We start from the raw sequence: 8651 nt of genomic DNA, 5'->3' as shown, positions 1-8651 counted from the left end.
ATCACGATTTGCTGCAACCATTAGGTATTACCACTCCTACCCAGAGTTAGCGGTAAATGTGCCGAAACCTGATATTGAGTGGGCGCAAAACGAACAAAAACGTTTAGCAGTCAATAATGGTTATGTATTAATCTATGATGGCTCAAGCTGGCTATCCAAACCTCAAGCGGGAGATACTTTATACCCCGTGGAAAACTGGCAAGCTATTATTCAAGATTTTCAAGCTAAACAACCAGATTTACCGATAGTCGTCATTCAAGGAACTAATGACGAAGCATTTGTGCGATCGCTCCGGGATTCAGCCCCTAATATTAAGGTGACTGCTCCCGAAGACATCGGTAAATTAGCCGCCATCATTGCCGGAGCTAGTTTGATGCTCACTACTGACACTGTACCATTACAACTCAGTGTAGCAGTACAAACTTATACAATTGGATTGTTTGGTTCTACAGACCCAAGCAAAGTGTTACCAACAAGCGATAAGTTCTTGGGTATCAAATCTTCTACAGGCAAGATAGCGGATATTTCTCCCAAAACCATCCTTGAAAAAGTTTGGGGTGGATGAATTAGGGAATTGGGAATTGGGCATGGGGCATTGGGAATTGGGCATTGAACAAACAGGACATTAAAGTAAAATCTCCCTTGTCTCCCTTGTCTCCCAATCCCCAGTCCCCAATCCCCAGTCCCCAATCCCCAACCTCAAAACAAATCGAAAAACGCATCATCTAATTCGTAACCAAGCATTTGCGCCATAGATTTTAGTCGTGCTTGCCAAGGAATATCCTGCTGTTTTAACCAGTCGCTTAACAGAAACACTTTGTGCATTAAAAAGATTTCTAAAGCTTCAGGATTATATTGAATGCCCTCTTTAGCACTAAATTGATGGGGTACAAGCATCGCCGCATAACGAGCAAGTTCTCCAGCTTTCCAATCTAATAAAAATGGTAGCCACGGGTATTTAGCATCTAAGCGCACAAACCACAGCCTTAACTCAGGAATTTCTGACAATTCGCGAGGATCACCTGGTTCTAGAGGATAGTTGATATCAAAGTGCAACTGCTGTTCATAGTTAGCATAGACGCTTTGTGTCGTGCCTTGAGACGTTTGCTCTTGTAACAGTTGATTAATTACCGTATCAACAGGGGATAAATCCAGGGTATTAACAGAGTCAGTATTGAGCGCGATCGTGATTGTCATGGACTCAACAGCTACTTTTTGTATACGGTGTTAGTTTCGAGAATTCACAGTACCAGCTTTCTGCAATTGACGCTACATTGACAAACTGCACCTAACCTAAAATCACAAAAAGCAGAATCACTCGGAACATACAATTCACCATCTTGTGAGCGTCAACATTTCTCATGCCTGGCAGTTGCGTCTCTTCATTGCTGTAGTCCAAGCTTAAACGACAGATAAAACTACATATATACATAAGTATATACTTATGTATTTTCCTTAACATTTATCAATACTTCATGTTGTCTCTAAGAACATTTTTAAAGACTAGAAAAATTTATAGTGTGCAATTTTTAAAGTTGTCTATGCTACCCTTATAACCCGATTAGGTGATGGTAGAATTACTGCACACTAACTAAATAAATATTCAGAATTACTCAACCAAACACCGTAATTCCACAGGTACTAGGATAGAGTAACAAATCATTCTGTAGCAAAAACAACGGGTACGTAAGTAAATATAACATGGTGATGAAATATTAGCAGTGTTAAAACCTCAACCTATTTATCAATAGACATTTCCTTAAGCACAGCCCTTTAGTCAAGAAAAATTTAAATAATATTAAGTAGTTCTGGAGAGAAAAGAAAGCCTGTTATAAATGGCAAGAAAATACAAAAAATATTAATCATCAACAAATCTCGTATCTTTTTAGACATTAATAAATAGTTATCAATGTTGTAACTTTTATTCAGTAGTTCATCCCTAATTGAACCGAACTTATTGAAACAATTTATGCACCTTTGATACCGAAAAATGCTAAATATATAGTCTTTGTCTCAAAAATTTAGTACACACCAAATATATCTGTGAGGGGATTATGACAATTGCAGCAACAATCAAGATTATTGACAAAAATGAATTAATTTAACTGTTTTTGTGAGTGCTTCTAATTCTTGACACCACAATCTTTCACAATTAGTTAATGTAAATAATTATCTACATAGCTTTCTCATTAAGCTATATAATCTTTACTTACGTTCAAACTTCACAATCTTACAAAATCAACAAACATAACAATGAGGATAAACACATGACTAAGAGCATTTATCTGAGTAAATTACTTGCCTTTACTGCCATTTTTTCAGTTGCGATATTGCATGGCAATCAGTTACAAGTTAAAGCTCAGGAAACACCCACCACTCCTGAAAATACGACAACCACCACAACGGCAAACCAAAAAATTTGTTCTTTAGATCCCGTTGAAAGTTTGCTACCTCCTGTCTCAAACCAAAAAACTAGTTCTGCTTTTTCTTACCTAGCAGAACAAGGTTTTTCACGTAGCGAAGATGGCTCTTGGGTATGTTATGTAAATGACCCTAACAAAGATAATCGCTACTACACACTATTTAAAGTTACAGAGAAAAATGGCAAACTAATTGGCAGTTCTTTCTTAGATGATGGCAGTCTAATTTCAGGTCAGGACTCTCGGAGTTTAGATTTCTTTATGTCTCTGATTCAGCATCACACTACTATAAATCAGGACAACCAAGATAGTGTACGCAGATATTTAGAGGCATTTATTGTCTTAGTAAAAGACGGAAAAATTAAGCCTTCTCGCCGTGGTTTTCTGTTTGATGAGCCAAGTCGAGCATTAATTATTTATCATCCATTGAGTGCAGGAGAATTAAAAGGAACAGCCATTACAATCAACATCCAATTACCTAAAAATGTGAGTTCTCAAACAACTCAAAACTGAGTTTTTACTTGTCAAACGAGAATTGCTTAGTTAATTAAATCTATCTGTGTCATCTACCGGAGAAGGGTCTTGTTGAAATCTACCATCAAAAACATCACACTTGTATTCTCGTCTTTAGCAACACTACTGATTCTTGTTCAGACTGCTAATGCACAACCAAAAGGCTTAAATGTTGGTGCGCCTGTCAAAATACCACCAGGCCAAGAAGAGCAGTATTTACAGTATCAGCTACAAAATAACGAAGCTGGCTTGCGTCAGCTACGAGTTATCCCTGGGTGCGTAGTAGGGTTTGGTCTACGTTGTAACAAAACCGGTACTATCCTGGAGCAAGTTATTGAATCTAACGGTGGACTGACTTATCAACAAATGTTGATGAGAGCAGCTGGCGGAGAAACTAACTATCAGAGAACTCTTGGCTTTTACGGCAACAACAGTAATCTGATTAACTCTCCTTATATGTCAGTCTGGAGAAATCATTCCTCCCAAATTTTAGATTCAGCGCAGTATGGACTGGGAGGAAAACTGAGTTCAAGTCCTGTAGTTGGTTTTAGAGATGTCACAAGAAACTTTCTGTGGTCAGGAAAACCAGCAGATGACCTCCGCAGTGGGTTTGTGAACTTGAAATTATCCTATGGACAAACCCTCCTAGAAGAAGCCGCCAAAATCCCCAACCTTGAACAAAAGATTGTTGATCTGAACCTAGAGCCAGATATGACACAGTTCTATCTGAATAATCTCTCTAGGGGATTAAACGCTTTACAGACAGGAAATAAAGCCGAACTCAGACAAAGTATTTTGACAATACTTTCGCGTCCATATACTCCCAATGCTAGAGATGATGGTTGGTATGGGAGAAAACTGGTTCAACTTCCAAATGTGACTCCACCAGGTGAAACCATAGTGGGTGAAACATTTGATACTGCATTAGTAGAACCAGGCAGCACAGTAGGAATTGAAGAAATAGCAGAAATCCCTGGTGAAGAAATCATTGCAGCTCAGTCAGATGGTTCTCCAGTTGTCTGGCCTTGGATTGCTGGTTTGGTACCGTTGATTTTATTACTGGCCTTACTTGGTGGAAGAAGTAATTCATCTAATCGCAATTCTGTGGGAAGTGTACCTGAACCGACTCCAACCACACCTCCAACCACACCTCCAACCACACCTCCAACTACACCTCCAACTACACCTCCAACCACACCTCCAACTACACCTCCAACCACACCTCCAACACCAGTATGTCCCCCAGGAACAATTAAAGTTGATACTCCGGGAAATAGTGGTGAACTTCAATGTATTGCAACACCTCCAACAAAGGTGTTTGAACCTTCTACATTGAAGGCTATTATTTTGGTAACACTCATATACTGTCTAGTCGCTTACAAACAAAAGCATAGACACAAGTTAACTTGAATAACCACAGATTTTAACTGTTGGTTTTTTTGACGAATCAAACTAAGAATCTTAAGACTGCGTGGTAGTGTACTTAACTTAATTTATGTCTGTTGCTAAAATCTGGCTGATGTGAGTTATGGACTAAAAAATATAGTTGCTTTAATCCATTTAATATTTGAGATGCAAAGCAGAGAATTTAATATGACTCTTACCAGTAATTAATAACCTGACATAATGCGTTGAAATATCTGTAAAAGCTCAATAAAATAGTCAATTATGAAAAAATGATTAAATAAAAACTAAAATTAAGATAATAAATAAAAATCTCTCAGTTCACGGCTGAGAGATGAAACGTTTTTATTACTTTTCACACGAAATTTATCCCACTTCCATAGAATACCTATACTTGGAAAAATATGTATGCCAAAATGCCTATTGGTCAATAGTCATTAGTCATTAGTTATTAGTTATTGGGCATTGGGCATTGGGCATTGGGCATTGGGCATTGGGCATTGGGGTAAAATCTACCTTGTCTACCTTGTCTACCTTGTCTCCCAGTCGCTAGTACCCAGTCCCCAATACTTCGACAAGCTCAGTACAAGTCCCCAGTCCCCCAATCCCCAATGATTTGGTTATCTTCACCCGAAAATTTAATTTTATTGCCGAATGAGGTTCATGTTTGGCGATTTCAGCTAGATATAACAGAATCGCAGCTAGAAAGCTTATCAGCAATTCTTTCTAACGATGAACTGGCTCGTGCTAATAGATTTTATTTTCCAGAACATCGCCAGCGTTTTATTGCTGGAAGGGGTGTTCTCAGGCAAATATTAGGCGGTTATTTGGGAATTTTGCCGGAACAAGTTAAGTTTGATTATGAACCGCGTGGTAAACCGTTGTTAGCAGAGGGTTTACAGCAAAGTGGCTTGTTATTTAACTTGTCGCATTCTCACAATTTAGCTTTGTGTGCGGTGAATTATACTCGGCAAATAGGGGTAGATTTAGAGTCTTTGCGTGTGATGGATGATGTGGAAGCGTTGGCGCAAAGGTTTTTTTTACCACAAGAATATAATTTACTGCGATCGCTACCCGAAGACCAAAAACAAACAACCTTCTTCCGCTACTGGACTTGTAAAGAAGCTTATCTTAAAGCGACGGGTGACGGCATATCTCAATTAGAACAAATTGAAATAGCACTAACACCCACAGAACCAGCTAGGTTAGTCAAATTACCTGCTTGGAGTCTAGTAGAGTTAGTGCCTGATAATAACTATGTTGCTGCTCTTGCCGTGGCGGGTTGTGGCTGGCAGTTAAAGTGTTGGCAATATTAACCATCTAAGCCGCATTCCCGAATCAGCTCACTATAATTTTTAGTAACGACCAACAGCCGCATATTTGAGATTAGCTCGATTTCCGGCTCTGACTTGGTTGAAATTGACTATACCTAAAAACTGATAAAGTTTATCAACTACAGTCGGAGAAATTTGTCCCATAGACAGCATCAATTTTGTCACACCTTCCATAATCGGATTTTGATTGACAAAAATTTCTGCTTGGTTGCCTTTAATAGCACGCATAACAGCGTTAGCTATAACCTTGGGTGTCGTCACACCTGCTAATTTAGGTGCAGGTACACGAGGATCAACGGTCATCCCGGTATGAGAGATATATCCCGGACAAACTGTCGAAATATGGACACCACTACCAGCTAATTCTTGACGGACGGCATCAGTCCACATAATCAAACTTGCCTTACTAGCAGAGTAAATGCTGTTAAAAGCAATACCCTTTTTACCAGCTAGTGAAGCAATGTTAACAATGCGGCCACTACCTCGTTCCATCATGTTGGGGAGTAATAAACGAGTTAATTCCATAGTAGCCAAGAGGTTAGTGTTGAAGACAGAATGAATTTCTGCAAGAGAGTAATTGGCGAATGCACTAATAATTTCTATGCCAGCATTGTTGACTAAAATATCAACAGAGCCGACAGTTGAGTGAACCTGTTCGGTGAGAGCAGATAATTCCCCTACCTTGGTAATGTCAAAAGGGACGGCAAAAGCTCTACCACCTGCTGCATTGACTGCATCACAAGTTTGCTCTAATCCTGAACGGGAACGCGAAACACACACCACGGTGGCTTGCTCTTTTGCTAAAGCACGAGCAATATGCACACCCAGACCGCGTGAGGCACCGGTCAACAGCACTGTCTTACCTGTGAGAGTTGTCATTGTAACCTGCTAGTACCTGTATTCTGATCGGCAGGATTCACGCATTATCAATTTGGTAATTCTGTGTAGCCTCATTCAGACTACAGACAGATAAAACCTTCAAACTCACCTATCCGCAACTAAATGCGATAAAGACAGCTACATTCCAGACTTGTAGATTGCACTTTTTTGGCAGAAAATTGACTTATAACAGTGTTGATCGCCTTCCGTTGCAGAACAGGGATAAAGTCAAGGATTTGTTCAACGAGGTTCAACTTTACATCAACTTCATTTATAGCATTTATTTTGTGAAGCTAGTGTTAATAGCAAACTTAATTTATGGGGACTGGGGATTGGGGATTGGGGACTGGGGATTGGGGACTGGGGACTGGGGATTGGGGACTGGGGATTGGGAAAAAGAGATTTATCAAGACTTTCATAAGAAAAACCCAGCTTCTTGACGAAACTGGGTCATGGACGCATAAAATCAAACTTTATTTAAACTCTTGGCGTACCTCTGCGCTCTTGGAGCGTTTAAACCCTCTTACCCCAGAGTCAAAAAACCATTCTGAATCAAATACGCGGTGTAAGTCATAAACAACTTCCCATCAATTGGCGCACAGGTAACACCACTATCAGCCAAAGTCTTTACAGTTTCTTCACAACTAATGTGAGGTCTTCTAGCTTTTAGGTACAAATCGGGAATGGTGAGTTGTTCATCAGACCAACGCTCTAAGAGGAAAGGCCGTAAAGTGTATAGAGGATTATCTGTAGAGGTTGCACTCTCAATTAACTTCGCTTGCCATTCTTCGTAGGGGAGAATGTCAATTTGATAACCGAAAGAGCGTATCCAGTCAACTAAAACATTCAATCCTACAGGTTCAGGATGTTGTAAGTGGAAAGCTTGACCGATCGCATCTTTTTGCATAGATAGATGTACGATCGCTTTACTAACATAATCTACAGGGGACATATCGAGCATATATTCCACGTCTGGGAAATAACCCATCTGTAGACAACCCTTAGCCATCAGGTTAATGAAGTCATGGGTGTTACCGATACCAGTTTCGCTATCACCAGCGATGAGGGGGGTCTATGAATGGTAACAGGTAAACCGCGATCGCTCGCAATCTTCACTAATTTTTCTGCTACCCACTTAGTTTGGGAGTAACCGAGATAAATCCCTTCCCAGTGGCTAAAATCATCATCTTCCTTCACAACTTTACCAGCATAGAAAGGAGCTTCAAACACCGCCACACTAGAAACATAATGCACAGGCTTCACTTTCACTTGACAAGCCAAGCGCAAAACTTCTTGAGTTCCCAGAACGTTAGCAGCCTTCAATGCTGAGTAAGGGAAGACGTAATTTAACAACGCACCACTATGGTAAATAGTGTCAATTTCTGCTGCTAAAGTTTGGAATTGTGTAGAACTTAAACCCAACAAAGGTTCAGATAAATCACCGACGACAGGAATAATTCTTGCATCATATTCAGCCTGCCAAATCGCATAACCTTCGAGATTTTTTTGCAGCTTAACTTTACCTTCTTCCAAGTTAGCTACACGCACCAAACAGTAGATTTCTGCTTTGGTTTGTTTGAGCAATTCCCGAATAATAAACGCACCTAAAAAGCCAGTACCACCAGTTAAGAATATCTTCTTAGGTTGAGTGATAGGTAAAGCAACAGGAATAGCACCACCAGGATGAATAGTTGGATCGAGAACAGCTTCAGCCTGTAAATCCAAAACAGGGGTATTAGAGACGCTAGAAGTATTTGTGGAACGAGTAACACCTGTATCTTTTACCTCTGTACCTTCTTCCAATTCTTCAGCTAAACGCTGAGATAATGATTCAATTGTGGGATAATGCCACAACAACAAAGGAGATGGTTGAAAGCCTAATAATTTTTCTAATTGACTCACCATACTCATGGCTTGAGCAGAATCCAAACCATAGCTTTCTAAATTCACACTGGGGTCAATTTCATCAGCATCTACACTTAACACTTCAGCCAGGTGAGCAACCATCCAAGCTTGAATGTCGGCTGCACTATAAGATTGTTTCACAGTCATTTCAAAATCTCCAATAATTTCTACGCGTCCCTTACATCTAACTTTTCAC

Annotated in this window: 7 protein-coding genes and 2 pseudogenes; 5 read left to right on the top strand and 4 right to left on the bottom strand. The window is 39.8% G+C overall.

All coding sequences use genetic code 11. From position 1 onward, the window contains the following. Nucleotides 1–565 (top strand): annotated as a pseudogene (locus CV014_RS27985) (glycosyltransferase family 9 protein); the annotation flags it as partial. A gap of 1 nt (nucleotide 566) precedes the next feature. Here the strand turns inward: CV014_RS27985 and CV014_RS27980 are convergent. Both CV014_RS27980 and CV014_RS27975 read right to left on the bottom strand, forming a co-directional pair. Further along, a complete protein-coding gene (locus tag CV014_RS27980) occupies nucleotides 567–725 on the bottom strand; it encodes a hypothetical protein (RefSeq protein WP_236145005.1) in 159 nt (52 codons plus the stop codon). Continuing rightward, entirely contained in the window at nucleotides 700–1197 is a 498-nt protein-coding gene (locus CV014_RS27975) for a CRR6 family NdhI maturation factor (protein WP_236145004.1), read from the bottom strand. The genes CV014_RS27980 and CV014_RS27975 overlap by 26 nt, the downstream gene beginning before the upstream one ends. Before the next feature lie 1070 nt (nucleotides 1198–2267). On the opposite strand from CV014_RS27975, the gene CV014_RS27970 reads away from it, so the two are divergent. The 3 genes from CV014_RS27970 to hetI all read left to right on the top strand — a co-directional run bounded on the left by CV014_RS27970 (nucleotide 2268) and on the right by hetI (nucleotide 5653). After that, entirely contained in the window at nucleotides 2268–2933 is a 666-nt protein-coding gene (locus CV014_RS27970) for a hypothetical protein (RefSeq protein ID WP_236145003.1), read from the top strand. Between the two features lie 72 nt (nucleotides 2934–3005). Next, nucleotides 3006–4343: a hypothetical protein gene (locus CV014_RS27965; RefSeq protein WP_236145002.1), complete on the top strand. Its 1338-nt coding sequence runs from the start codon at nucleotides 3006–3008 to the stop codon at nucleotides 4341–4343. 605 nt (nucleotides 4344–4948) lie between these two features. Continuing rightward, nucleotides 4949–5653: a 4'-phosphopantetheinyl transferase HetI gene (gene hetI / locus CV014_RS27960; RefSeq protein WP_236145001.1), complete on the top strand. Its 705-nt coding sequence runs from the start codon at nucleotides 4949–4951 to the stop codon at nucleotides 5651–5653. A gap of 39 nt (nucleotides 5654–5692) precedes the next feature. Here the strand turns inward: hetI and CV014_RS27955 are convergent, their stop codons facing one another. Then, nucleotides 5693–6550, bottom strand: a complete 858-nt coding sequence (locus CV014_RS27955; protein WP_236145000.1) for an SDR family NAD(P)-dependent oxidoreductase — start codon at nucleotides 6548–6550, stop codon at nucleotides 5693–5695. A gap of 287 nt (nucleotides 6551–6837) precedes the next feature. Here CV014_RS27955 and CV014_RS27950 point away from each other — a divergent pair, with 287 nt between their 5' ends. Then, a complete protein-coding gene (locus CV014_RS27950) occupies nucleotides 6838–6990 on the top strand; it encodes a hypothetical protein (protein ID WP_236144999.1) in 153 nt (50 codons plus the stop codon). A gap of 83 nt (nucleotides 6991–7073) precedes the next feature. Here CV014_RS27950 and CV014_RS27945 read toward each other — a convergent pair. Further along, nucleotides 7074–8602, bottom strand: a pseudogene (locus CV014_RS27945) (thioester reductase domain-containing protein). Between the last annotated feature and the right edge of the window lie 49 nt (nucleotides 8603–8651).

Origin of the sequence: Nostoc sp. CMAA1605, assembly GCF_021596505.1 — a bacterium.
Lineage (GTDB): Bacteria > Cyanobacteriota > Cyanobacteriia > Cyanobacteriales > Nostocaceae > Trichormus.
Note: the sequence above shows the minus strand (reverse complement) of the source record. Positions and strands in the feature narration are given on the sequence as shown.

Excerpts from the sequence above, each read along its gene's own strand:
- CV014_RS27980 (WP_236145005.1), bottom strand. The coding sequence starts at position 725 with ATGATGCGTTTTTCGATTTGTTTTGAGGTTGGGGATTGGGGACTGGGG.
- CV014_RS27975 (WP_236145004.1), bottom strand. The coding sequence starts at position 1,197 with ATGACAATCACGATCGCGCTCAATACTGACTCTGTTAATACCCTGGAT.
- CV014_RS27970 (WP_236145003.1), top strand. The coding sequence starts at position 2,268 with ATGACTAAGAGCATTTATCTGAGTAAATTACTTGCCTTTACTGCCATT.
- hetI (WP_236145001.1), top strand. The coding sequence starts at position 4,949 with ATGATTTGGTTATCTTCACCCGAAAATTTAATTTTATTGCCGAATGAG.
- CV014_RS27955 (WP_236145000.1), bottom strand. The coding sequence starts at position 6,550 with ATGACAACTCTCACAGGTAAGACAGTGCTGTTGACCGGTGCCTCACGC.